This window comes from Pseudomonas sp. FG35 (assembly GCF_057809295.1).
Map to the genome: position 1 here is coordinate 57,440 of NZ_JBMDJR010000006.1, position 23,066 is coordinate 80,505.

Here is a 23,066-nt window from a genome sequence, read left to right on the forward strand (position 1 = left end):
AGTTTGAAGATGCCTTTGATTTCGCGTTTCATCCTTCTGCTGGGAGTGCTGCTGGTCAGCGCCTGCGCCCAGCAAGCTCCGGCCTTCGTGCCGCCGTCCGAGCGACCGCTGGCGGCCAATGAAAAGCCCTGGCCGAAAAATCACGTGCTGGGCATTGCCTACCACGACGTCGAAGACCGTGACCCCGATCAGGCGGTGGTGGCGGTGCGCACCGAGCGCCTGCTTGAGCAACTCGCCTGGCTGCGGGAGAACAACTACCAACCGGTGACGGTCGATCAGATCATGGCCGCGCGCAAAGGCGGGCCGGAACTGCCGCCCAAGGCGATCCTGCTCAGTTTCGACGACGGTTACTCAAGCTTCTACACCCGAGTGTTGCCGGTGTTGCGCGCCTACAACTGGCATGCGCTGCTGGCGCCGGTCGGCACCTGGATCGACACGCCGCTGAACCAACCGGTGGATTTCGCCGGTACACCGCGTCCGCGCTCGGACTTCCTGACCTGGGCTCAGGTGCGGGAAATCTCGCAATCGGGCCTGGTGGAAATCGCCGCCCACACCGACGCCAGCCACAAAGGCATCCTCGCCAACCCGCAAGGCAACCTGCAGCCGGCGGCCGCGACCCGACGCTACGATCCGGTGAGCAAACGCTACGAATCCGAAGCCGATTTCCAGGCGCGGATCCGCGCCGACGTGCAGGCGATCTCGGAGAAGATCCGCAAGAACACCGGTAAAAAACCGCGCATTTGGGTCTGGCCTTACGGGACGGCTGACGGAACCTCGCTGACCGTGGTCAGCGAAGAGGGCTATGAAATGGCCCTGACCCTCGATGACGGCCTCGATGCCCTCGACAACCTGATGAGCGGGCCGCGTTTCCTGGTGGCTTCCGACCCTGACGGCGAGCACTTCGCCAACAGCGTGGTCGGCGTGCAAGCGGATTTCGTGATGCGCGTGGTCCACGTCGATCTGGACAACGTCTACGACCCGGACCCGGCGCAGCAGGAAATCAACCTCGGCAAATTGATCCAGCGCATGGCCGACATGGGCGCCAACACCGTGTTCCTGCAAGCCTTCGCCGATCCGAAGGGCGATGGCCTGGTCCATTCGCTGTACTTCCCCAACCGTCATCTGCCGATGCGCGCCGACCTGTTCGACCGCGTCGCCTGGCAATTGCGCACCCGGGCTCACGTGAAGGTTTTCGCGTGGATGCCGGTGCTGAGTTTCGAGCTGGATTCGAAGTTGCCACGGGTGACGCGCTGGGATCCGAAGACCGGCACGACCGCAGTCGACCCGGATCAATACAAACGGCTGTCGCCGTTCGATCCCGAAGTGCGGCGGATCATCGGCGAGATCTACGAAGACGTGGCACGCCTGACTTCGGTCGACGGCATTCTCTATCACGACGACGCAGTGCTTTCGGACTTCGAAGACGCCGGCCCGCAGGCGCTGAAGGCTTATGCCGCGAACGGTTTGCCGGACTCGATCGCCGCCCTGCGTGACGATCCGGCGGCCATGCAGCGCTGGACGCGCTTCAAGAGCCGCTACCTGATCGACTTCACCAATGAGCTGACCGCCAAGGTGCGCGCGATTCGTGGCCCGCAAGTGCTCACCGCGCGCAACATCTTCGCCGAGCCGGTGCTCAATCCGCACAGCGAAGCGTGGTTCGCGCAGAACCTCGACGACTTCCTCGGGACTTACGACTGGACGGCGCCGATGGCCATGCCGCTCATGGAAAAACAGACGTATGCGCAGTCCGGCCCGTGGCTCGAAGAACTGGTGGCGAAGATCAAACAGCGCCCCGGTGCGCTGGATCGCACGGTGTTCGAATTGCAGGCCCGGGACTGGACGAAAAAGAACCAGGCCGATATCGACGGCGCGAAACTGGCCGACTGGATGAGCCGCCTCAAGCGTCAGGGCGCCACCAGTTTCGGCTACTACCCGGACAACTTTCTCGAGAACCTGCCGGACCTGAAAACCGTGCGGCCTGCGCTCTCCAACAAATGGAACCCATGACATGCTGGATAGACTGCTGGCCCTGCTTGTTCTGGCGATCGTCCTCGGCGTGCCGCTGGGGCTGATCTTCCTGGTCACCGGGCAATTCCTGATGGACTTCGTGTTCTTCTACCCGCTGTTCATGTCCGGGTTGTGGATTTCCGGTGGCCTGTATTTCTGGCTGCACTGGGAACGGCACTGGCCGTGGAAGGACGACACCCTGCCGCCACCGCTGGAAGGCGAACCGCTGATTTCGATCCTGATCCCTTGCTACAACGAGGGCGATAACGCCGCCGACACTATCCACGCGGCGCTGGCGCAGCATTACCCGAACATCGAAGTCATCGCGATCAACGACGGCTCCAGGGACAACACCGCCGAAGTGCTGGATGCGCTGGCCAAGGAAGACCCACGGCTGCGGGTGCTGCATCTGGCGGAAAACCAGGGCAAGGCCGTGGCCCTGCGCATGGGCGCCATCGCGGCGCGCAGCGAATATCTGGTGTGCATCGACGGTGATGCGCTGCTGGCGCCGAACACCGCCGCTTATCTGGTAGCGCCGATGCTCGACAACGCACGACTGGGCGCGGTGACCGGCAACCCACGGATCCGCACGCGTTCGACTCTGGTCGGGCGGGTTCAGGTCGGCGAGTTCTCGTCGATCATCGGGCTGATCAAACGCACACAGCGGGTGTTCGGGCGGATCTTCACTGTGTCGGGTGTGATCGTTGCGTTCCGCCGCACGGCGCTGAACCGGGTCGGCTACTGGAGCCCGGACATGATCACCGAAGACATCGACATCAGCTGGAAGCTGCAACTGGACCACTGGAGCATCTTTTACGAGCCCCGTGCCCTGTGCTGGATCCTGATGCCGGAAACCCTGCGCGGTCTGTGGAAGCAGCGCCTGCGCTGGGCCCAGGGTGGTGCCGAAGTGCTGTTCAAGAACATTCGCGGGATCTGGCAGTACCGCCATCGTTACCTGTGGCCGCTGCTGTTCGAATATTGCCTGTCGACCGGCTGGGCGTTCACGTTCCTGTTGTCGGTGATCTTCTGGGCCGTCGGCAAGTTCGTGGTCATGCCTGAAGCGATTGCGGTCGATCACCTGATGCCCCCGGCGTTCACCGGTCTGCTGCTGGCGTTTGTCTGCCTGGTGCAGTTCGCGGTCAGCATCGTCATCGACCGGCGTTATGAGCCGGGACTGGGCAGGACCATGTTCTGGGTGGTGTGGTACCCGATCGCGTTCTGGCTCGTCAGCCTGCTGACCACGCTGGTCAGTTTCCCCAAAGTCTTGTTCGGCCAACACCAGAAACGTGCGCGCTGGGTCAGTCCCGACCGGGGTATCAAGCCGCTCGGGGACGATGAAGAGGAGGTTATCAAATGAAAATCATCCGGACCCGGCAACGACCGTTTCTGGTGCTGCTCGATGCGTTCTTCACCGTGCTGGCCTGGATCGGCCTGCTGTATCTGCTGGTACGCGGTCTGTGGCCGCTGATTGATACTCACGAAGGTGGGCCACGTCTCGACAACTCGGCGTTCGAAGCCCTCGGCACCTTGCAGATTTACCTGTGGGTGGCGGTGGTCAACGCGGTGATCCTGATCGGCTGGGCGCGCTATCAGCAACGCAAGAGCCGCAGCTTCGCCCAGCGCCGCCTGCCGTCCCCGGTGGTCGACGATGAGGGACTGAGCCGCAGCTTCAAACTGAATGACGACCGCTTTCAGAAGCTGCGCGGGCCGGGCGTGATGACCATCCACAACGATCAGGACGGCGATGTCAGTCATGTGGTGCCGCATCTGTGGCCGGCTCAGCCGCAAGAGCTGCCGCCACCGCTGGCGCCGCTGGAGCATCCTCGGGTGATCTTCCTGGGCGCCGAGGACGACGACAACCGCGAGCCGTTGAACCGGATCACCTGACGGCGCGAATCAGCCGCCAGGCTTCATCCATCGGCAGGGGTTGTTTCATGCGTTCGGCCAGCAGCGCCATCGCCCGCTCCTGCTCACAGGCGATCGCCGCCACCACCACGCCCTTGCTCCCGAACAGCCCGATAAACGGCGGCTGTTCGGGTTCGCCGATAAATTCGACTTCGTCCCACCGCTCGGCGTGACCGAGGTAGTCGTAGTTACGGCCGAAATGCCAGGTCCAGAAATACGGCACATCGAGGTAATGCTCATCGCCACCGAGCAGGTTGGCGGCGGCGATCCGCGCGTGCTGCTGGGCCAGGCGCCAGTGCTCGATGCGCTGCGCCTGGCCGTTCAACGGGAAGGTGGCGATGTCGCCAATCGCCCACAGACTGTCGGCGGCACGCAGGCCGGCATCGACTCGCAAGGATTGATCCTTCTCGCGCGGCAGGTCGCCAAAGGCCTCGGTGGCCGGATGCACGCCGATTCCGGCCAACACCAGATCCGCTGACAGGCGCAGGCCATTGTCGAGCAACACCGCCTCGACCTTGCCGTCGCCGGTGATCTCCCGGGCTTGGTGTTCGCTGATGAATTTCACCCCGTGCTCTTCATGCAGCGCCCGGATCGCCTTGCCGACGGCTTCTCCGAACTGCGCCGCGAACGGAATTGCGTGACGCGCCAGCACCGTCACCTCGAGACCTTGCTGGCGCAGGGCCGAAGCGCATTCAAGGGCAATGAAGCTGTCACCGATGATCACCGCGCGCTGTCCCGGTTGAGCAGCGTCCATGATGGATTGCGCCTGGGCTTTTGAGCGCAGGACAAACACCTGGGGCAGGTCGGCGCCGGGTAGTTCCAGCGTGTTGGGCGTTGCGCCGGTGGCCAGCACCGCCGCGTCGTAATGCAGTGTGCGGCCATCGCTCAGGTGAAGGGTTTTGGCTTCGGTATCGAGCCCGGTGACTTCGCCTGAAACCCGGTTGATGTGCTGCTCGCGGTAAAAGTCTTCATCGCGCAGCGGCGGGGTTTCCGCCGCCGGCATTGCCCCGGACAGCACGAATTTGCTCAGCACCGTTCGGTCGTAGCCGGCGTCCGGCTCGCGGTCGATCAGCACGATTCGCCCGCCGAAGCCTTTTTCCCGCAGGGCGGCGGCGCAGGCCGTTCCCCCGGCACCGGCGCCGACGATGACAAAGGTGCGCGGATCGTCCTGCGGCGGGGTTTGCGGATCCGGCAGCGGCTGGTCATCGACCCACACCTCGTCGCCGCGCAGTTCCAGCGGATAGCGCTTGAGGCTGTCCAGTGCCGGAGGCTCGCACAAGGCGCCATCTTCGGCGCGAAAGGCTGCCTTGTGCCACGGGCAGATCAGCCGGCCGTGGCACAACGCGCCTTCCGCCAGCGGCGCGCCGGCGTGCGGGCATTGCCCCTGAAAGGCGCGCAATTGGCCGGCAACGCGCAGCAGAACAATCTTGCAGTCGCCGATCTTTACCTCCAGGCCACGGTCTTCAGGCACATCGGCGAAACGGGCGACACGGTGCAGGGTCATGGTCGTGCTCCTCACAGGCATTTCTCTTACGAGTTTGGGCCGCATTGCGAGGTTCAGCCATTTGCCACTGCCACGGCACGAACGGTACGGCTATAGTTTGCAGGCCGACGAAGGCCCAACTGCACAAGGTGCTCCCGGAATGACCCGATTGACCTCTCTCAACCCTTGGCTGGCGGCCGTTGCCGTCGCCCTTTGCGTGCAGTTTCCGGCGCAGGCCCAGGAGCGTTTCACCCTCAGCATTCCCGGCGTGTCGGATAACCGTCTGTTCACCTCGGCGGCGGCCAGCGATGCGGCCGGTTGCGGCGGCAAGAACCAGTCGCCGGCCCTGAGCTGGAATGCCGGCCCGGCCGGAACCCTGAGCTACGCCATCGTCATGCACGATCCGGACGGCCAGAAAGGCGCGGGCGTCGATCACTGGATTCACTACGGGATCAAGGCCACGACCCGGCAGATTGCCGCCGGCGTTGGCGCCAAATCGGCCCTTGAAGGCGTCGGTGGCACCAACAGCAAAGGCACCACCAGCTACATCGGCCCATGCCCACCGGTGGGCGACAGCGCGCACCACTACATCATCCAGATCTACGCCCTGGATCTGGCCCCGGACGCCTTGCCCGCCGGCCTGACCCGCGCCCAACTGATGGAAAAGATCAAGGGCCACGTGCTGCGCAACAGCAGTGCGGTGCGGCGTTATCACCGCTGAAAAAAATTTCGGCGAGGTTTAACCCGAACTGAAAGGGCTGCCCGTCTCAGGGGATGAATGGATCAATTCTTCCCCGAGGTCAGCCCCCATGTCCCTTCCTTCCACGCTTCTGCGCCCCCTTGCTGCCAGTGTGTTGCTGGTGGTCGCCGGTTGCGGTGTTTCCTCCAGCCCGGAAGCCACCGTCGCGCCGCCTCCGACGCAGACCGAGCTGAAATCCTCCGTGCAGCCCGAAGCGGTCATGGCCGGCAGCGCGATGGCCAAACGCAGTGTACGGGCAGCGCCGATCGCCAGTTTTGCACCGATGCCGGCCAGTGAAAGTTATCCACAAGGCTATCGCGCCGAACAGCGCGAGCAGTACGGCAATCTGGCCGACAACCCGATCCACAGCGTCGCCGAAACTCCTGTCTCGACCTTCAGCGCCGACGTCGACACCGGCGCTTACGCCAATGTGCGGAGGCTGCTCAACCAGGGTCGCCTGCCGCCGGAAGGCGCGGTGCGGCTGGAAGAGATGGTCAATTACTTCCCCTACGACTACGCACTGCCGAGCGATGGCTCGCCCTTCGGCGTGACCACCGAACTGGCCGCTTCACCGTGGAACCCGCACACCCGTTTGCTGCGCATCGGCATCAAGGCCTCCGACCGTGCGATGGCGGAGCTGGCCCCGGCGAACCTGGTGTTTCTGGTGGATGTGTCCGGCTCGATGGACCGCCCCGAAGGCTTGCCGCGGGTCAAAAGCACCCTGAAATTGCTGGTCGATCAATTGCGCGAGCAGGATCGGGTGTCGCTGGTGGTGTATGCCGGCGAATCCAGCGTGGTGCTGGAGCCGACTTCCGGACGGGAAAAAGCGAAAATTCGCACAGCCATCGAGCAATTGACCGCCGGCGGCTCGACTGCGGGCGCTTCAGGTATCGAACTGGCTTATCAGATGGCGCAGCAGGCTTTCATCCCCAACGGCATCAACCGCATCCTGTTGGCCACCGATGGCGACTTCAACGTCGGCATCAGCGACTTCGACAGCCTGAAACAAATGGCTGTGGATAAACGCAAGACCGGGATTTCCCTGACCACCCTGGGTTTCGGTGTGGATAACTACAATGAACACCTGATGGAACAACTGGCCGATGCCGGTGACGGCAACTACGCCTACATCGACAACCTGCGCGAAGCGCGCAAGGTGCTGGTGGATCAACTCGGTTCGACCCTCGCCGTGGTAGCGAAAAACGTCAAGTTGCAGGTCGAGTTCAACCCGGCGCAGGTTAGCGAATACCGGCTGCTCGGTTACGAGAACCGCGCGTTGAAGCGTGAGGATTTCAGCAATGACAAGGTCGATGGCGGTGAAATCGGTGCAGGCCATACGGTGACGGCGCTGTATGAAATCGTCCCGACGGGCGAGAAGGGCTGGCTGGAACCGCTGCGTTACGGAAAAACCGATGCAGTGGTTTCCGAGAAGAAAGGAGAATTGGCCATGCTGCGTGTGCGATATCAGAAGCCTGAGGGTGGGAAAAGTCTGCTGATCGAGCGGCCGATTGCCAGTCAGGTGGCGCCGGCCAGTGAAGACCTGCGTTTTGCTGCCGCCGTCGCTGCGTTTTCCCAGCAACTCAAGGACGGCCGCTACACCGGCGAATTCAGCCTCAAGGACACCGAAGCCCTGGCCCGAGGTGCACGCGGCGATGACCGTTTCGGCCTGCGTAACGAGTTCGTGCAACTGGTGGAACTGGCGCAGAGCCTGCGTACCTCCACTGCCTCCAACGCAATCTCCACTGAGCGACGGATTGAATAGTGAGTCGCCTCAAAGTCTTTATCACACAGCTGTTTGCTTCCGCCGACAGCCTTGAGGCCAGTAGCGACGAATCGCTGCTGGCCCGTTATCGCGAGGGTGACGCCAAGGCGTTCGAGATCCTGTACGCCCGCCATCGGCAGAGTCTTTACCGGTTTCTGCTTGGGTTGAGCGGCAAACCGGAACTGGCCGACGAGGTGTTCCAGGAGACCTGGCTGAGCCTGATCCGCAGCACCAGTCAGCCAAAAGGCCGGGCGACCTTTCGTACGTGGTTGTTCCAGATTGCCCGCAATCGCCTGATTGACCACTGGCGCAAGCACGGCGCCCGACAACCGCTGCATGACAGCTACGACGAGCATTTCCACGCCGTCAGCGACGATGCCTCGGATCCCGAACAACTGCTCAACCTCAGCCGCGACAGCCTGCGCCTGGAGAGCGCCCTGCAATCCTTGCCCGCCGACCAGCGCGAAGTGTTTCTGCTTCGTGCCCACGGCGACCTCGACCTGGCGCAAATCGCCAGCCTCACCGAAACACCGCTGGAAACCGTCAAGAGCCGCTTGCGCTACGCCCAGCAAAAACTGCGTCGGCTGCTGGCCGAGGAGGTACTGACATGACGGACGCCCGCCCGACACCCGAAGAGCAAATGCTCAAGCACGTGCGCGAACAGCACAACGCCGAACCGCCGGCGCGTCTCGACGCACTGATCCTCAACGTCGCCCGCCGTGAAACCCCGGCGCCACGGCAGAGTCTGTGGCAACGATGGCTCAAGGCCTGCCAGCAACCGCGCTACCAGGTGGCTTTTGCCAGTCTGGTCGGCATCGCGCTGATGCTGTCGCTGGTGCAACGCGCGCCGGAGCCCGTGGCTGAATACGATTTCGCCCCTGCTGCCAAACCGGCCGCGCCTGTGGTCCGTCAGGAGGCCCGATCATTGTCGGCGCCCGCCGGCGCACTTTCCGCGCCTGCACCCGCAATGGCTCCCGCGCCAATGGCGGAAATGGCCGCACCGATGCAGAGCGAATCGATCAGCGCCGACACGGCGGACGACGCCAAGGTCAGCAAGCGCGCCGCCGCCCCGGTCAACGGTCTTGACGCGCAACTGCGTGAAGTCCTGCGCCTGCGCGAGTCCGGCCAGTCGCAAGCGGCCGACAGCCTGTTCAACAACCTGCACAAGCGCTACCCGAACGTGAATCTCGACCTGCGACTGGAAAAAATCCGCAAGAACTGACCGTATCAGCCATCCGCCATTTGGCATTGACCCGCAAAAACGCGCACTATCGGGTCATTGCCGATGCGCTGGAGGATGCCGTGGCCCAAAAAATCGACCGCATCGCCCAAATGCTCAACTGCCCGGTCAAGGGCGAGGAACTGCGGCGGGCAGTGACGGAGAGTCGCAAGGAGTTTCTTCTGGCCAAACAGGCCGAAGAGGATCTGGAAGACGACGTTCTCGATGATGACTTTATCGAGGACGAAGAAGACGATGATGAATATGACGAGTTTGACTGGACGACGGAGTGAGTCGCCAACCAGCAGACACAAAAAAGCCCCGGACCATCACAGTCCGGGGCTTTCTCGTTTAAATCGATGGCGCACCAGGCGGGATTCGAACCCACGACCCCTGCCTTCGGAGGGCAGTACTCTATCCAGCTGAGCTACTGGTGCAGCGGGCGACATCATACCTAGGTCGGCTCGGGGCGTCCATGCCGGGTTTTGGTGCGGATTGTCAGTGCGCGTGTCGGTTGAAAAGCACTGCATTCCATAAAGCTGTAACGTCCTGCAAAAGGCTCGCTTGGCGCTTTTGAGAGGCTGTTCTATGGTTTCCCTGCGACCCGAGCTGTTGGTACGTTGATCTGAAATGTTCAGCAATTGCGGCGTTTTTGTTCTTTTTTTCGAACGCCCTATTGTCCTTCAACCCCTTTGAACCTAGGATTCGTTTGAGATTTCAAACGCTCCTTATCCAGGTGCTGAGCCGCACGCGTTTTGAGTCGTGCGCTATTTATGTGCCAGCCCGGTAAATGATTTCCCTGACGGCAGCCTTGCGAGGCGCCTTTCTACAATCATAATTTTGCTCCGCGCCTTGCGCGGTGCTGTTAAGGAAAGCCGACATGCAGCTTAAAGACACCCAGTTGTTCCGCCAGCAAGCCTTCATCGATGGCGCATGGGTCGACGCGGACAGCGGTCAGACGATCAAGGTCAACAACCCGGCCACCGGCGAGATTCTGGGCACTGTGCCGAAGATGGGCGCAGCCGAAACCCGCCGTGCCATCGAAGCCGCCGACAAGGCGTTGCCGGCCTGGCGTGCACTGACCGCCAAGGAGCGTGCAGGCAAGCTGCGTCGCTGGTTCGAACTGATGATCGAGCACCAGGACGACCTCGCTCGCCTGATGACCCTCGAGCAGGGCAAGCCACTGGCCGAAGCCAAGGGCGAAATCGTTTACGCCGCTTCGTTCATCGAGTGGTTCGCCGAAGAAGCCAAGCGCATCTACGGTGACGTGATTCCGGGCCACCAGCCGGACAAGCGCCTGATCGTGATCAAGCAACCGATCGGCGTTACCGCTGCCATCACCCCGTGGAACTTCCCGGCGGCGATGATCACTCGTAAAGCAGGTCCTGCGCTTGCCGCCGGTTGCACCATGGTGCTCAAGCCTGCTTCGCAAACCCCGTTCTCCGCATTCGCTCTGGCCGAACTGGCCCAGCGCGCCGGCATTCCCAAAGGTGTGTTCAGCGTGGTCTCCGGCAGCGCCGGCGACATCGGCAGCGAGCTGACCAGCAACCCGATCGTGCGCAAACTGTCCTTCACCGGCTCGACCGAAATCGGTCGTCAGTTGATGTCGGAATGCGCCAAGGACATCAAGAAAGTTTCCCTGGAACTGGGCGGCAACGCGCCATTCATCGTGTTCGACGACGCGGACCTGGATAAGGCCGTCGAAGGCGCGATCATTTCCAAGTACCGCAACAACGGCCAGACCTGCGTCTGCGCCAACCGTCTGTACATTCAGGATTCGGTCTACGACGCGTTCGCCGAGAAGCTGAAAGTGGCAGTCGCCAAGCTGAAAATCGGCAACGGTCTGGAAGAAGGCACCACCACGGGTCCGCTGATCGACGAGAAAGCCGTGGCCAAGGTGCAAGAGCACATCGCTGACGCGGTGAGCAAAGGCGCAACCGTTCTGGCCGGTGGCAAGCCGATGGAAGGCAACTTCTTCGAACCGACCATCCTGACCAACGTGCCGAAAGACGCGGCGGTGGCCAAGGAAGAAACCTTCGGTCCGCTGGCGCCGCTGTTCCGCTTCAAAGACGAAGCCGACGTGATAGCGATGTCGAACGACACCGAGTTCGGTCTGGCCTCGTACTTCTACGCTCGCGACCTGGGCCGTGTGTTCCGTGTGGCGGAAGCCCTGGAGTACGGCATGGTCGGCGTCAACACCGGGCTGATCTCCAACGAAGTCGCGCCGTTCGGCGGCATCAAGGCCTCGGGCCTGGGCCGTGAAGGCTCCAAGTACGGCATCGAAGATTACCTGGAAATCAAATACCTCTGCCTGGGCATCTAAGCCTCGGTAGAAGATCGCTGTAAACGCAAAGGGCACGAGAGCGCTGTCCCTTTGCGTCGTTTCAAACCGGAATTTTCTCTGCGGCCGGGAACGCCGTGGCAGTCGATCATCGCATGCTGCCACCGCCGATTCCTCCCGCTTTATCCTTGAACCGCGCCGCCCGATGAGCGGCGAATGAGGACTGTAATGAGCAAGACTAACGCTGAACTGATGGCCCGCCGTACCGCTGCTGTTCCACGGGGTGTTGGCCAGATTCACCCGATCTTCGCCGAGTCCGCGAAGAACGCGACCGTGACCGACGTTGAAGGTCGTGAATTCATCGACTTCGCTGGCGGTATCGCTGTACTGAACACCGGCCACGTGCACCCGAAAATCATCGCCGCCGTGACCGAGCAACTGAACAAGCTGACTCACACCTGCTTCCAGGTTCTGGCTTATGAGCCGTACGTCGAGCTGTGCGAGAAAATCAACGCTCGCGTACCGGGCGACTTCGCCAAGAAAACCCTGCTGGTGACCACCGGTTCCGAAGCCGTTGAAAACGCCGTGAAGATCGCTCGTGCCGCCACTGGCCGCGCTGGCGTGATCGCTTTCACCGGCGCTTACCACGGTCGCACCATGATGACCCTGGGCCTGACCGGTAAAGTCGTGCCTTACTCGGCCGGCATGGGCCTGATGCCAGGCGGCATCTTCCGCGCGTTGTACCCGAACGAACTGCACGGCGTGAGCATCGACGACTCGATCGCTTCCATCGAACGCATCTTCAAGAACGACGCCGAGCCGAAAGACATCGCCGCGATCATCATCGAGCCTGTGCAGGGTGAAGGTGGTTTCTACGTCGCACCGAAAGAATTCATGAAGCGCCTGCGCGCCCTGTGCGACCAGCACGGCATCCTGCTGATCGCTGACGAAGTGCAGACCGGCGCTGGCCGTACCGGCACTTTCTTCGCCATGGAGCAGATGGGCGTTGCTGCCGACCTGACCACTTTCGCCAAATCCATCGCTGGCGGCTTCCCGCTGGCCGGTGTGTGCGGCAAGGCCGAATACATGGACGCCATCGCGCCAGGTGGCCTGGGCGGCACCTACGCCGGTAGCCCGATCGCTTGCGCTGCGGCCCTGGCCGTGATGGAAGTGTTCGAAGAAGAAAAACTGCTGGACCGCTGCAAGGCTGTTGGTGAGCGTCTGGTCACTGGCCTGAAAGCCATCCAGGCCAAGTACCCGGTGATCGGCGAAGTCCGTGCCCTCGGCGCGATGATCGCGGTCGAGCTGTTCGAAAACGGCGACAGCCACAAGCCAAACCCGACCGCCGTCGCGGCTGTCGTGGCCAAGGCGCGTGACAAGGGCCTGATCCTGCTGTCCTGCGGCACCTACGGCAACGTTCTGCGCGTCCTGGTACCGCTGACCTCACCGGACGAGCAACTGGACAAAGGTCTGGCGATCATCGAAGAGTGCTTCTCGGAGCTGTAATCCGTAGCACCGTGTGATCGGATCGACAAAAAACCCGCTTCTGCGGGTTTTTTCATGCCCGGGAAACACCTGCGCGGTTTTCAGGTTGTACCGAAACGCCAGCATTGGCTAAGGTTCAAGCATTGCAAGGGAGGGCGAGCATGACGGCCGTCGATTTACCCGCTGTACCGAGAGTCCTGATTGCCGAGGCCGACCCGTGGTCTCGTGACCTGCTCAAACAAGTGCTGCTGAATGTGCGCTGCGATGCGCGGCTGGACTTGTGCGCCGATGGCCAGGAGGCAATGACGCTGCTCAGCGAAGTGCCCTATGACCTGGCGATCGTCGACTGGGAGTTGCCCGGCGTCGATGGCTTGAGCGTGTTGCGCAGCGTCCGCCAGCGCAAACGCAAGCCGCCGCTGCCGTTCATTCTGATGAGCAGCCGCAACGACAGCGCCAGCGTGCGCGAAGCCTTGCCGCTAGCGCCGACCGCCTACCTGGCCAAACCCCTGAACATGGAAAGCCTGACCGAGCGTTTGCAGGGGCTGCTGCTCAATGCCGGCGAAGAAGTGTTCTGTGAAGTACCCGCACTGGCGCCGGGCATGACGCTGTCGGTATTCCTCGAACGTCGCCGCGAACAGGCCGACGGCGCACCGTTGATGACCGACGTGCAGGTGGCGGTCAAGCGCAGCCTCAACCCCAACGGCCTGGACCTGAAGCTGCTGGAGGAGGAAATCCGCACTGATCCGCAAATCACCGCGGTGTTGATTGCCGCCGCCAACAGTGCCGCCCAGCACCACGGTTCGCCGGTGCAGACCCTGGCGCAGGCGCTGCATCGTCTGGGCACCGGGCAAAGCATGAACCTGATTCTTGGCCTGGCACTCAAGCGCAGTGCCCGACTGAGCGACCCATGCCTGGCCGACTACGCCGAGCGCTATTGGGGCCTGTCACTGCACACCGCCGAGTACGCCCGCACCTTGGCGCGGTTGCTCGATCTGGATCAGGAGCGCTGCTACTGCGCCGGCATGCTCCATCGCCTCGGCGATCTGGCGTTGCTGCGTTGTCTTCAAGAGTGGAAGCAGGCCGGCGGCGAGTTGGACGAGCTGGAGGAAGTCGGCGATGCACTGGCGGAGTTCGGTGCGGCTTACGGCTCGGCGTTGCGCACCCGCTGGCGTTTGCCGCTGGAACTGCGCGAGTTGATTGCCTCGGTCTACCAGCTCGGGGGCGGGGTGTACTCCCGCGAGGCGCTGGTGATGAACATGGCGGCGCAAATGGCCCGGCTGACCGAACATGAAGGCGTCGAGGAACTGGCCAAGAGCCGTACGGCGCGCTTGCTCAAGATCGGCTTGCCGGAGCTGATGCGGATGCGCAAATAGCGGCTTGATTGCGCATCCGATCTGGAATCAGGCGGAAATGATCCGGTTCTTGCCCTGCCGCTTGGCCTCGTACATTGCCGCGTCCGCACGGGCGAAGAGGGTGTCGAGGCTTTCGTCTTCCGGGGTGAGGCTGGTCAGGCCCTGGCTGACGGTGATGCCGAACGTTTGTTCACCGTAATTGAAACTCAGCCGCTGAATTTCCCGTTGCAGCCGCTCGGCCACCTGCATGGCCATGTCCGGCGCACAGCCCGGGAAAACCGCAGCAAACTCCTCACCGCCAATCCGCCCGAACAGGTCGCCCCGGCGTAATGAGGCACGACCGCATTCGGCGATTCGTTGCAGCACGTTGTCGCCTTCGGGGTGGCCGTAGGTGTCGTTGATCACTTTGAAGTCATCGATGTCCAGCAGCAGGAACGCCAGTGGAGCGCCTTGCAGGCGGGCGTTTTCGAATTCGCGGTGGGCGCATTCGAAAAAGTGCCGGCGATTGCTGCTCTGGGTCAGCACGTCGGTGGTGGCCAGGCGTTGCAGCTCGGTTTCCATTTGCTTCTTGTCGGTGATGTCTTCGGCGATGCCGACGATGATCACCGGTTGCCCCGGTTCGTCCTGACGGTTGATGAAGCACTTGTCGCTGATCCAGCGTATCTGGCCGTCGGCGGCGATGATCCGGTATTCGCGGTCTTCCACAGCGCCTTTGTGCAGCACTTCGGCGAGGCTGCGTTCGGCGTATTCCAGATCGTCCGGGTAGATGCTGTCGCGCCACTGGTTGTGGTCGGCCAACAGCAGGGCGGCGGAGCGGCCGAAGATCCGCTCGTAAGCAGGGCTGACGTAAAGCACCTGCCGGGTTTCCCAGTTGAAGGCCCAAAGCACGGCATTGACGCTGACCAGCAGCGAGCTGAACAGCTGCTCGCGTTCGCTCAGGCGGGCGACTTCGCCCTGGGCATGCATCAATGCCATCAGGGTTTGCGCGGCCTCGGGCCACTGGGGAGGGGATGATTGATTTTGATTGTTGTTGACCATCGACACGAATCTCAAAGGGCGTGTCGATCTATCGACAACGGCCACGGGAAAACCCGCCGGGGGTGGCGAAGTGTCTTTGAGATAGGGGATCGAGGGTGAAGTTCCGAAGGGTGCGCCCGGCAACCGGGCGCACCGATCAACGGCACTCAGACGGCGACAGGGCGCAGCGAGTAGGTTTTCAACTGGTCAGCGAATTCGCGCAGGGACTGGATGCCGCTGGCCTCTGCCTCGTGGACCCATTCCTTGATGGCGGCGAGCATGTCGTGGCCATTCGCGCTGGTCTTGACCCAGATCTGCTGCAGGGCCAGGCGCTTCTCGTAGATTACCTTCAGCGCCTGGCTGTGCTCGAGCATGTTCTGGATGCGCGCGTGGTGGCGATCTTCCAACAGGCTGGTTTCCCGCGAGAGCAGACGTTTGGCCCGGTGGAACTGGTGGCGTACCGAATGATCGACCTTGGCCAGTTCCTGCTTGACCAGCGGGCCGATCACCAGCTTGCGGTACTGGGCCATGATCTGGAAGCGGTTGTTGAGGATCGCCATGGCAGTGTCCATGTCCAGGCTGCCCTTGCCTTCGACGCGGTGGGCGATCGGGGCGACTCGCTGGACCTTGGCCAGACGCAGGAAGCTGAAGACCTGGATCCACGCCCAGCCGAGGTCGAACTCCCACTTCTTGACCGACAGCTTGGCCGAGTTGGGGTAGGTGTGATGGTTGTTGTGCAGTTCTTCGCCGCCGATCAGGATGCCCCAAGGCACCAGATTGGTCGCCGCGTCGCGGCATTCGAAATTGCGGTAGCCGACGGCATGGCCGAGGCCGTTGACCACACCGGCCGCCCAGACCGGGATCCACATCATCTGGATCGCCCAGACGGTGATGCCGATGGTGCCGAACAGCAGCAGATCGACGACCGCCATGATCGCCACGCCCAGCAATCGGTAGCGGCTGTAGAGGTTGCGCTCGATCCAGTCTTCGGGGCAGTTCTTGCCGTAGATGCGCAGGGTTTCCGGGTTCTGCGCTTCTTCGCGGTACAGCTCGGCGCCTTTGCGCAGGACGGTGGACAGACCCTTGACGACCGGACTGTGCGGGTCGTCTTCGGTTTCGCATTTGGCGTGGTGTTTGCGGTGGATGGCAGTCCACTCGCGGGTGTTCTGTGCCGTGGTCAGCCACAGCCAGAAACGGAAAAAATGCTTCAGGCCGGCATTCAGCTCCAGGGAGCGATGGGCCGAGTAGCGGTGCAAGTAGACCGTGACGGCAACGATCGTCACGTGGGTCATCGCCAGGGTGACGGCGACCAGCGACCAGGCCGACAAGCCAAGAAAACCTTCGTACCACATAGGCTATAGGGCCCTCGATAAAGAAAAAACAGCCGTTGCATTATCACCAAGCACACAGATAAAACCAGTCGCCCTTTCAGATAAGAGATGGCTGGATGTTTCTTGACCTATAATCCCGACATTTTTGTAGGGACATGGATGACCGAATGTCTGCCACTTATCGCGATGCCTTGCGTGCAGCGCTGCTTTACCTGGTCCTTGCCGTGGTCTGGCTGCAAGGCACTGGTTATTTATTGAACAGTTTCTTCGATAGCTCTGACGAGTTGCTGCGCTGGCAACTGATCAACGGCTACCTGTTCGTAGCGCTCAGCGCCGGGTTGATCTTCCTCGCCCGGGCGCGGCTGTTCGAATGCCTGGGGATCGGTGCCCGCTTGCGTGAGCGCCAGGCGGATCGCGAACGCCTGCGTCAGGCCGCTGCGGTATTCGATTGCACCCGCGAAGGCGTGCTGGTCACGGACCGGCAGGGGCTGATCGTGCACGTCAATCGCGCGTTCATGGAAATCACCGGTTATCAGCGTGAAGAAGTGATGGGTCAGCAGCCCAGCCTGTTCAAGTCCGGGCACCATCCGCCGGGGTTCTATCAGGCGATGTTCGCTTCTTTACAGGCGCGGGACGAATGGAGCGGCGAGATCTGGAACCGGCGCAAGAGCGGTGAAATCTACCCGCAATGGCAGACGATCCGGGTCATTCGTGACGATGACAACCGGCTCAGCCATTACGTCGCGGTGTTTTCCGACATCAGCGCGATCAAGGATTCCGAGCACGAACTCAAGCACCTGGCCCACCACGATCCGCTGACCGACCTGCCCAACCGCCTGCTGTTCAGCGACCGCGCCGAACAGGCGCTGGCATCGGCGCAGACCCACAAGCGCGGCTGCGCGCTGCTGATGATCGATCTGGACCATTTCAAACTGATCAACGACAGTCTCGGCCACACTATCGGTGACCGTTTGCTCAAGGCGGTCGCCGCGCGTTTGCAGGCGTTGTTCGGGCCGGGCATCACCCTGGCGCGGCTGGGCGGCGATGAGTTCGCGGTCCTGCTGGAAAGTTGTCCACAACCGGCGCAGGCGGCAGCATTGGCTCAGCGCATTCTCGATGCGCTTAAAGAGCCGTTCTGCCTCGACGGCCATGAACTGTTCATCAACGCCAGCCTCGGCATCAGCCTGTTTCCCAGCGATGCGCTGAGCGCCGAACAACTGTTGCGCAACGCCGATGCGGCGCTGTTCAAGGCCAAGAGCAGCGGCCGCAACGGCTACGCGCTGTACACCGAAGAACTCACGGCCCACGCCCAGCAGCGGGTCGAAATCGCCTTCGAGTTGCGCCGCGCGCTGGAGCAGCAGGAACTGCGGGTCTACTACCAACCGGTGCACGACCTGCAAACCAGTCGCCTGATAGGCGTCGAGGCGCTGGTGCGCTGGGAGCATCCGCAGCGAGGCCTGGTTTCCCCTGCGGAGTTCATCCCGATTGCCGAGCGCACCGGGCTGATCTCGGAAATCGACGCCTGGGTCATGCAGCAGGCCTGTCGGCAGATGTGCCAATGGCAGCAGGCCGGGGTGGTGCTGTCGTTTGTCGCGGTCAACGTGTCCTCGCGGTTGTTTGCCCGCCGCGAGTTGTATCAGCAGGTGGCGCAGGTGCTGCACGACACCGGCCTGGATCCGGCTTATCTGGAACTGGAGGTCACCGAAAGCGCGGTGATGGACGATCCGGAAGTCGCGCTGGAGCAGATGCATCGGCTGCGCGAGCTGGGCATTCGTCTGGCCATCGATGACTTCGGCACCGGTTATTCGTCGTTGCTGCGGCTCAAGCGCCTGCCGGTGCAGAAGCTCAAGATCGATCAGGGCTTCGTCGCCGGCCTGCCGTGGGACGAGGACGACGCTGCGATCGTCCGGGTGATCATCGCCCTGGCCCGCAGCATGGGCATGCAGGTGCATGCCGAGGGCATCGAGCAGGTGGAACAGGCGGCGTTCCTGCTGGGCCAGGCCTGTGATCTGGGGCAGGGCTACTGGTTTGGGCGGCCGGTCCCGGAAGCGCAAATCGACTGGAACCGGGCGCCCTTGATCGGTTGATGAGGGCGTACGGCGGGTTTGCCGGCGGGCAAATCCGCCGCAAACCCTTGCTGCATCACATAATGTTTTCCAGTTATATAAACATTCTTAAATAGTCTTTTTAAGAATATCCGCGCCTCTCTTATATTGCTCCCACGCCGAATGCAGTGCCGCCCACTGCCAGGCATATCCCATACAAAGGAGCAGCACCATGAGCGCATCCCTGCGTAGCGTTGACGGTCAGGACGAAAGCACCATCTTGCGCGAAATCCAGAGCGCCTTGCGCGACCTGCGTTTCGGCGCGGTGGAAATCACTGTGCATAACGCCCAGGTGGTCCAGATCGAACGCAAAGAGAAATTCCGTCTGCAGCAACCGGGTAACAAACCGGCCTGATTCGTAGTCTGCGGCAGCTCCTGCGGGGAGCTGTTGGCAGAAGCTGCCACAGGCTGCGGTCGTTGAACGAGCAACCCGATTCCAGCAATCCATAAGAAAAAGCCACCACCAAGAATTCCAGGAGCTTTCACCATGTCGTCGATTCGCCGTTACGCTTTGGCCGCCCTGGCCAGCGCTGTGTTTGCCGGTTCCGCGGTTGCCAAGGATTACGAACTGCTCAACGTGTCGTATGACCCGACGCGCGAGCTGTATCAGGATTACAACGCCGAGTTCGTGAAGTACTGGCAGTCAGAGCACGCCGGCGACACTGTGAAAATCCAGCAATCCCACGGCGGTTCGGGCAAGCAGGGCCGTGCGGTGATCGACGGTCTGCGCGCCGACGTCGTAACCCTGGCCCTAGCCGGCGACATCGACGAAATTGCCAAGCTCGGCAAGACCCTGCCGGCCGACTGGCAGAAGCGTCTGCCGGACGCCAGCACTCCTTACACCTCGACCATCGTGTTCCTGGTGCGCAAGGGCAACCCGAAAGGCATCAAGGACTGGGGCGATCTGATCAAGAATGACGTCTCGGTGATCACCCCGAACCCGAAAACCTCCGGCGGTGCACGCTGGAACTTCCTCGCGGCGTGGGCCTACGGCCTGAAAGCCAATGGCGGCAACGAAGCCAAAGCCAAGGAATATGTACAAACCCTGTTCAAACACGTACCGGTTCTGGACACCGGCGCCCGTGGCTCGACCATCACCTTCGTCAACAACGGTCAGGGTGACGTGTTGCTGGCCTGGGAAAACGAAGCGTTCCTGGCGCTGAAAGAAGACGGCGGCAAGGACAAGTTCGACATCGTCGTGCCTTCGCTGTCGATCCTCGCCGAACCACCGGTGGCGGTGGTCGACAAGAACGCCGAGAAGAAGGGCAACGAGCAGATCGCCGAAGCCTACCTCAAGCACCTGTACAGCCCGGCCGGCCAGGAAATCGCGGCGAAGAACTTCTACCGTCCGCGTGACAAGGACGTGGCGGCGAAGTACGCCCAGCAGTTCCCTAAACTGGAGCTGGTGACCATCGACAAGGACTTCGGCGGCTGGAAAACCGCGCAGCCGAAATTCTTCAACGACGGTGGCGTGTTCGACCAGATCTATCAGGCGCAGTAATCTGAAATAGGTCATAAACGAGCCCCGATTTAACCGTCGGGGCTTTGTGCGTTCTCAAACCAAGGACTTTTATGTCGCGTCGTATCTCCCCCGTCATACCCGGCTTCGGGCTGACGCTGGGCTACACCTTGGTGTACCTCAGCCTGATTGTGCTTATCCCGCTGGCGGCGATGTTCGTCCACGCCGCCCAACTCACCTGGGATCAGTTCTGGACGATCATCTCCGCGCCCCGCGTCCTCGCCGCACTGAAGCTGAGCTTCGGCACCGCGCTGTGCGCCGCGATCATCAACGGCATCATCGGCACGCTGCTGGCGTGGGTGCTGGTGCGTTACACGTTCCCGGGGCGCAAGGTGATCGACGCGATGATCGATCTGCCGTTCGCCCTGCCGACCGCGGTGGCCGGTATTGCCCTGACGGCGCTGTACACGCCGACCGGGCTGGTCGGGCAGTTCGCCGCTGACCTCGGTTTCAAGATCGCCTACACCCCGCTCGGGATCACGTTGGCGCTGACCTTCGTGACCCTGCCGTTCGTGGTGCGCACGGTACAGCCGGTGCTGGCCGACATCCCGCGTGAAGTCGAAGAAGCGGCCGCGTGCCTGGGTGCCAAACCGTTGCAGGTGTTCCGCCACATCCTGCTGCCGGCGCTGTTGCCGGCCTGGTTGACCGGTTTTGCCCTGGCGTTTGCCCGGGGCGTTGGCGAGTACGGTTCGGTGATTTTCATCGCCGGCAACATGCCGATGAAAACCGAGATCCTGCCGCTGCTGATCATGGTCAAGCTCGACCAGTACGATTACACCGGCGCTACCTCCATCGGCGTATTGATGCTGGTGGTTTCCTTCGTCCTGTTGCTGCTGATCAACTTGCTGCAGCGGCGCATCGAAACCCCATAAGGAGGCGCGAACCATGTCCCAATCGTCTATTGCGGCCGCGTCCTCGGCCAACGCCGCCCGCCGTGGCAGCGCCACTTCGCGGCGGATCCTGATCGGCCTCGGCTGGCTGATTTTCTTTCTGTTTCTGCTGCTGCCGCTGTTCATCGTGGTGTCGCAGGGATTGAAGAATGGTCTCGGCGCGTTCTTCACCGCGATCTTTGAACCGGATGCCTTGTCGGCGCTGAAACTCACCGTGATTGCGGTGCTGGTGTCGGTGCCGCTGAACCTGGTGTTCGGTGTCAGCGCCGCGTGGTGCGTGAGCAAATACTCGTTCCGCGGCAAGAGTATGCTGGTGACGCTGATCGACCTGCCGTTCTCGGTGTCGCCGGTGATCGCCGGTCTGGTCTACGTGTTGATGTTCGGTGCCCAGGGCCTGTTCGGGCCGTGGCTGCAGGATCACGACATCCAGATCGTCTTCGCCCTGCCGGGCATCGTGCTGGCGACGATCTTCGTCACCGTGCCATTCGTGGCCCGTGAGCTGATCCCGCTGATGCAGGAACAAGGCACTCAGGAAGAGGAAGCCGCGCGCCTGCTCGGCGCCAACGGCTGGCAGATGTTCTGGCACGTGACCGTCCCCAACATCAAATGGGGCCTGATCTATGGCGTGGTGCTGTGTACCGCGCGGGCCATGGGTGAGTTCGGTGCGGTGTCGGTGGTCTCCGGGCACATTCGCGGGGTGACCAACACCTTGCCGCTGCATGTCGAGATCCTCTACAACGAATACAACCACGTGGCCGCGTTCGCCGTGGCGAGCCTGTTGCTGATCCTGGCGCTCTTCATCCTGCTGCTCAAGCAGTGGAGCGAAAACCGTATCAACCGCCTGCGCGCCAGCGCCGCGGAGGAATAATTCATGTCGATCGAAGTGCGTAACGTCAGCAAGAATTTCAATGCGTTCAAGGCGCTGGACAACATCAGCCTGGACATCCACAGCGGTGAGCTGGTGGCGCTGCTCGGCCCGTCCGGCTGCGGCAAGACCACCCTGCTGCGCATCATTGCCGGTCTGGAAACCCCGGATAACGGCAACATCGTGTTCCACGGCGAAGACGTGTCCGGCCACGACGTGCGGGATCGCAACGTCGGTTTCGTGTTCCAGCACTACGCGCTGTTCCGCCACATGACGGTGTTCGACAACGTCGCGTTCGGCCTGCGCATGAAGCCGAAAAACCAGCGCCCGACTGAAAGCCAGATCGCGACCAAGGTTCACGAGCTGCTGAACATGGTGCAACTGGACTGGTTGTCGGATCGTTATCCGGAGCAACTGTCCGGCGGCCAGCGTCAGCGTATCGCCCTGGCCCGCGCCCTGGCGGTAGAGCCGAAAGTGCTGCTGCTCGACGAGCCGTTCGGCGCCCTCGACGCCAAGGTGCGTAAGGAGCTGCGCCGCTGGCTGGCGCGCCTGCACGAAGACATCAACCTGACCTCGGTGTTCGTGACCCACGACCAGGAAGAGGCGATGGAAGTGGCCGACCGCATCGTGGTGATGAACAAGGGTGTGATCGAGCAGATCGGCTCACCGGGCGACGTCTACGAAAACCCGGCCAGCGATTTCGTCTATCACTTCCTCGGCGATTCGAACCGCCTGCATCTGGGCGATGACAACCACGTGCTGTTCCGCCCGCACGAAGTGTCGCTGTCGCGGCATGAGCTGGAGGATCACCACGCCGCTGAAGTCCGCGATATCCGGCCGCTGGGCGCGACCACGCGGGTGACGTTGAAGGTTGAAGGTCAAACCGATCTGATCGAGGCGGAAGTGGTGAAAGACCACGACAGCCTGACCGGGTTGGCGAAGGGAGAGACGTTGTTCTTCAAGCCGAAGGTCTGGCAGAAAATCGCCAACGTTTGATCTCGCTCGTTCCCACGCTTTGCGTGGGAACGCCGCTATGGACGCTCCGCGTCCACTGTGACGCGGAGCGTCACGGGATTCATTCCCACGCAGAGCGTGGGAACGAGCGA

General features: G+C 62.1%; 20 protein-coding genes and 1 tRNA gene. 17 read left to right on the forward strand and 4 right to left on the reverse strand.

Annotated elements, in window-relative coordinates; genetic code table 11:
* Positions 1 to 9 precede the first annotated feature (9 nt).
* From pgaB to pgaD, 3 genes are read left to right on the forward strand one after another with little or no spacing between them, the layout of a single operon-like run.
* On the forward strand, positions 10 to 2,007 hold the full coding sequence (gene pgaB, locus ACODTD_RS13620) for a poly-beta-1,6-N-acetyl-D-glucosamine N-deacetylase PgaB (RefSeq protein WP_201817991.1): 1,998 nt from the start codon (positions 10 to 12) through the stop codon (positions 2,005 to 2,007).
* Position 2,008: 1 nt separating this feature from the next.
* Positions 2,009 to 3,364 carry a poly-beta-1,6-N-acetyl-D-glucosamine synthase gene (pgaC, locus tag ACODTD_RS13625; RefSeq protein ID WP_201817989.1) on the forward strand — a complete coding sequence of 452 codons (1,356 nt, stop codon included), beginning with the start codon at positions 2,009 to 2,011 and terminating at the stop codon, positions 3,362 to 3,364.
* Positions 3,361 to 3,894 carry a poly-beta-1,6-N-acetyl-D-glucosamine biosynthesis protein PgaD gene (pgaD, locus tag ACODTD_RS13630; RefSeq protein ID WP_489104932.1) on the forward strand — a complete coding sequence of 178 codons (534 nt, stop codon included), beginning with the start codon at positions 3,361 to 3,363 and terminating at the stop codon, positions 3,892 to 3,894. Before pgaC ends, pgaD begins: the two co-directional genes overlap by 4 nt.
* Here the strand turns inward: pgaD and ACODTD_RS13635 are convergent.
* Positions 3,887 to 5,416, reverse strand: a complete 1,530-nt coding sequence (locus tag ACODTD_RS13635; protein ID WP_489104933.1) for an FAD-dependent oxidoreductase — start codon at positions 5,414 to 5,416, stop codon at positions 3,887 to 3,889. The two genes, pgaD and ACODTD_RS13635, sit on opposite strands and share 8 nt — an antisense overlap.
* A gap of 139 nt (positions 5,417 to 5,555) precedes the next feature.
* Between ACODTD_RS13635 and ACODTD_RS13640 the strand changes: the two genes are divergently transcribed.
* The 5 genes from ACODTD_RS13640 to ACODTD_RS13660 all read left to right on the forward strand — a co-directional run bounded on the left by ACODTD_RS13640 (position 5,556) and on the right by ACODTD_RS13660 (position 9,408).
* On the forward strand, positions 5,556 to 6,116 hold the full coding sequence (locus tag ACODTD_RS13640; protein WP_489104934.1) for a YbhB/YbcL family Raf kinase inhibitor-like protein: 561 nt from the start codon (positions 5,556 to 5,558) through the stop codon (positions 6,114 to 6,116).
* An 88-nt stretch (positions 6,117 to 6,204) separates the two neighbouring features.
* The gene (locus tag ACODTD_RS13645) at positions 6,205 to 7,896 is read left to right on the forward strand and encodes a vWA domain-containing protein (RefSeq protein ID WP_489104935.1); all 1,692 of its coding nucleotides are present in this window, start codon (positions 6,205 to 6,207) and stop codon (positions 7,894 to 7,896) included.
* Positions 7,896 to 8,507 (forward strand): RNA polymerase sigma factor, encoded by a 612-nt coding sequence (locus ACODTD_RS13650; protein WP_489104936.1) that lies wholly within the window; start codon positions 7,896 to 7,898, stop codon positions 8,505 to 8,507. Before ACODTD_RS13645 ends, ACODTD_RS13650 begins: the two co-directional genes overlap by 1 nt.
* Complete coding sequence (locus ACODTD_RS13655) at positions 8,504 to 9,118, forward strand: hypothetical protein (RefSeq protein WP_489104937.1); 615 nt, start codon at positions 8,504 to 8,506, stop codon at positions 9,116 to 9,118. The genes ACODTD_RS13650 and ACODTD_RS13655 overlap by 4 nt, the downstream gene beginning before the upstream one ends.
* A 20-nt stretch (positions 9,119 to 9,138) precedes the next feature.
* Positions 9,139 to 9,408 carry a hypothetical protein gene (locus ACODTD_RS13660; RefSeq protein ID WP_489104938.1) on the forward strand — a complete coding sequence of 90 codons (270 nt, stop codon included), beginning with the start codon at positions 9,139 to 9,141 and terminating at the stop codon, positions 9,406 to 9,408.
* 67 nt (positions 9,409 to 9,475) lie between these two features.
* Here the strand turns inward: ACODTD_RS13660 and ACODTD_RS13665 are convergent.
* Positions 9,476 to 9,552, reverse strand: a tRNA-Arg gene (locus ACODTD_RS13665).
* 443 nt (positions 9,553 to 9,995) lie between these two features.
* Between ACODTD_RS13665 and gabD the strand changes: the two genes are divergently transcribed.
* From gabD to ACODTD_RS13680, 3 genes are all read left to right on the forward strand, one after another.
* Positions 9,996 to 11,438, forward strand: a complete 1,443-nt coding sequence (gabD, locus tag ACODTD_RS13670; RefSeq protein WP_102717905.1) for an NADP-dependent succinate-semialdehyde dehydrogenase — start codon at positions 9,996 to 9,998, stop codon at positions 11,436 to 11,438.
* Positions 11,439 to 11,624: 186 nt separating this feature from the next.
* Positions 11,625 to 12,902, forward strand: a complete 1,278-nt coding sequence (gene gabT / locus ACODTD_RS13675) for a 4-aminobutyrate--2-oxoglutarate transaminase (protein WP_007957613.1) — start codon at positions 11,625 to 11,627, stop codon at positions 12,900 to 12,902.
* Between the two features lie 140 nt (positions 12,903 to 13,042).
* Positions 13,043 to 14,254 (forward strand): response regulator, encoded by a 1,212-nt coding sequence (locus ACODTD_RS13680; protein WP_197870236.1) that lies wholly within the window; start codon positions 13,043 to 13,045, stop codon positions 14,252 to 14,254.
* A gap of 27 nt (positions 14,255 to 14,281) precedes the next feature.
* Here the strand turns inward: ACODTD_RS13680 and ACODTD_RS13685 are convergent, their stop codons facing one another.
* Positions 14,282 to 15,271: a GGDEF domain-containing protein gene (locus ACODTD_RS13685; RefSeq protein WP_197870234.1), complete on the reverse strand. Its 990-nt coding sequence runs from the start codon at positions 15,269 to 15,271 to the stop codon at positions 14,282 to 14,284.
* A gap of 146 nt (positions 15,272 to 15,417) precedes the next feature.
* Positions 15,418 to 16,602, reverse strand: coding sequence for a delta-9 fatty acid desaturase DesA (gene desA, locus ACODTD_RS13690; protein ID WP_489104939.1), 1,185 nt, complete (start codon positions 16,600 to 16,602; stop codon positions 15,418 to 15,420).
* 146 nt (positions 16,603 to 16,748) lie between these two features.
* Here desA and dibA point away from each other — a divergent pair, with 146 nt between their 5' ends.
* The 6 genes from dibA to ACODTD_RS13720 all read left to right on the forward strand — a co-directional run bounded on the left by dibA (position 16,749) and on the right by ACODTD_RS13720 (position 22,956).
* Entirely contained in the window at positions 16,749 to 18,668 is a 1,920-nt protein-coding gene (dibA, locus tag ACODTD_RS13695; protein WP_489104940.1) for a phosphodiesterase DibA, read from the forward strand.
* 190 nt (positions 18,669 to 18,858) lie between these two features.
* Positions 18,859 to 19,041, forward strand: a complete 183-nt coding sequence (gene oscA, locus ACODTD_RS13700; RefSeq protein ID WP_007952821.1) for a sulfur starvation response protein OscA — start codon at positions 18,859 to 18,861, stop codon at positions 19,039 to 19,041.
* Positions 19,042 to 19,173: 132 nt separating this feature from the next.
* The gene (locus tag ACODTD_RS13705; RefSeq protein WP_011331904.1) at positions 19,174 to 20,187 is read left to right on the forward strand and encodes a sulfate ABC transporter substrate-binding protein; all 1,014 of its coding nucleotides are present in this window, start codon (positions 19,174 to 19,176) and stop codon (positions 20,185 to 20,187) included.
* 71 nt (positions 20,188 to 20,258) lie between these two features.
* Positions 20,259 to 21,077, forward strand: a complete 819-nt coding sequence (cysT, locus tag ACODTD_RS13710; RefSeq protein WP_007952818.1) for a sulfate ABC transporter permease subunit CysT — start codon at positions 20,259 to 20,261, stop codon at positions 21,075 to 21,077.
* Positions 21,078 to 21,090: 13 nt separating this feature from the next.
* Positions 21,091 to 21,963, forward strand: a complete 873-nt coding sequence (cysW, locus tag ACODTD_RS13715; RefSeq protein ID WP_011331905.1) for a sulfate ABC transporter permease subunit CysW — start codon at positions 21,091 to 21,093, stop codon at positions 21,961 to 21,963.
* 3 nt (positions 21,964 to 21,966) lie between these two features.
* The gene (locus tag ACODTD_RS13720) at positions 21,967 to 22,956 is read left to right on the forward strand and encodes a sulfate/molybdate ABC transporter ATP-binding protein (protein WP_221615568.1); all 990 of its coding nucleotides are present in this window, start codon (positions 21,967 to 21,969) and stop codon (positions 22,954 to 22,956) included.
* Positions 22,957 to 23,066 lie beyond the last annotated feature (110 nt).

What these genes read in the sequence shown, in the direction of transcription:
- ACODTD_RS13685 (WP_197870234.1), bottom strand. Translation starts at nt 15,271, where the DNA reads ATGGTCAACAACAATCAAAATCAATCATCCCCTCCCCAGTGGCCCGAG.
- ACODTD_RS13635 (WP_489104933.1), bottom strand. Translation starts at nt 5,416, where the DNA reads ATGACCCTGCACCGTGTCGCCCGTTTCGCCGATGTGCCTGAAGACCGT.
- ACODTD_RS13645 (WP_489104935.1), top strand. Translation starts at nt 6,205, where the DNA reads ATGTCCCTTCCTTCCACGCTTCTGCGCCCCCTTGCTGCCAGTGTGTTG.
- pgaD (WP_489104932.1), top strand. Translation starts at nt 3,361, where the DNA reads ATGAAAATCATCCGGACCCGGCAACGACCGTTTCTGGTGCTGCTCGAT.
- gabT (WP_007957613.1), top strand. Translation starts at nt 11,625, where the DNA reads ATGAGCAAGACTAACGCTGAACTGATGGCCCGCCGTACCGCTGCTGTT.
- gabD (WP_102717905.1), top strand. Translation starts at nt 9,996, where the DNA reads ATGCAGCTTAAAGACACCCAGTTGTTCCGCCAGCAAGCCTTCATCGAT.
- ACODTD_RS13680 (WP_197870236.1), top strand. Translation starts at nt 13,043, where the DNA reads ATGACGGCCGTCGATTTACCCGCTGTACCGAGAGTCCTGATTGCCGAG.
- ACODTD_RS13640 (WP_489104934.1), top strand. Translation starts at nt 5,556, where the DNA reads ATGACCCGATTGACCTCTCTCAACCCTTGGCTGGCGGCCGTTGCCGTC.
- ACODTD_RS13720 (WP_221615568.1), top strand. Translation starts at nt 21,967, where the DNA reads ATGTCGATCGAAGTGCGTAACGTCAGCAAGAATTTCAATGCGTTCAAG.
- cysT (WP_007952818.1), top strand. Translation starts at nt 20,259, where the DNA reads ATGTCGCGTCGTATCTCCCCCGTCATACCCGGCTTCGGGCTGACGCTG.
- cysW (WP_011331905.1), top strand. Translation starts at nt 21,091, where the DNA reads ATGTCCCAATCGTCTATTGCGGCCGCGTCCTCGGCCAACGCCGCCCGC.
- desA (WP_489104939.1), bottom strand. Translation starts at nt 16,602, where the DNA reads ATGTGGTACGAAGGTTTTCTTGGCTTGTCGGCCTGGTCGCTGGTCGCC.
- pgaB (WP_201817991.1), top strand. Translation starts at nt 10, where the DNA reads ATGCCTTTGATTTCGCGTTTCATCCTTCTGCTGGGAGTGCTGCTGGTC.
- pgaC (WP_201817989.1), top strand. Translation starts at nt 2,009, where the DNA reads ATGCTGGATAGACTGCTGGCCCTGCTTGTTCTGGCGATCGTCCTCGGC.
- dibA (WP_489104940.1), top strand. Translation starts at nt 16,749, where the DNA reads ATGTCTGCCACTTATCGCGATGCCTTGCGTGCAGCGCTGCTTTACCTG.
- oscA (WP_007952821.1), top strand. Translation starts at nt 18,859, where the DNA reads ATGAGCGCATCCCTGCGTAGCGTTGACGGTCAGGACGAAAGCACCATC.
- ACODTD_RS13705 (WP_011331904.1), top strand. Translation starts at nt 19,174, where the DNA reads ATGTCGTCGATTCGCCGTTACGCTTTGGCCGCCCTGGCCAGCGCTGTG.
- ACODTD_RS13655 (WP_489104937.1), top strand. Translation starts at nt 8,504, where the DNA reads ATGACGGACGCCCGCCCGACACCCGAAGAGCAAATGCTCAAGCACGTG.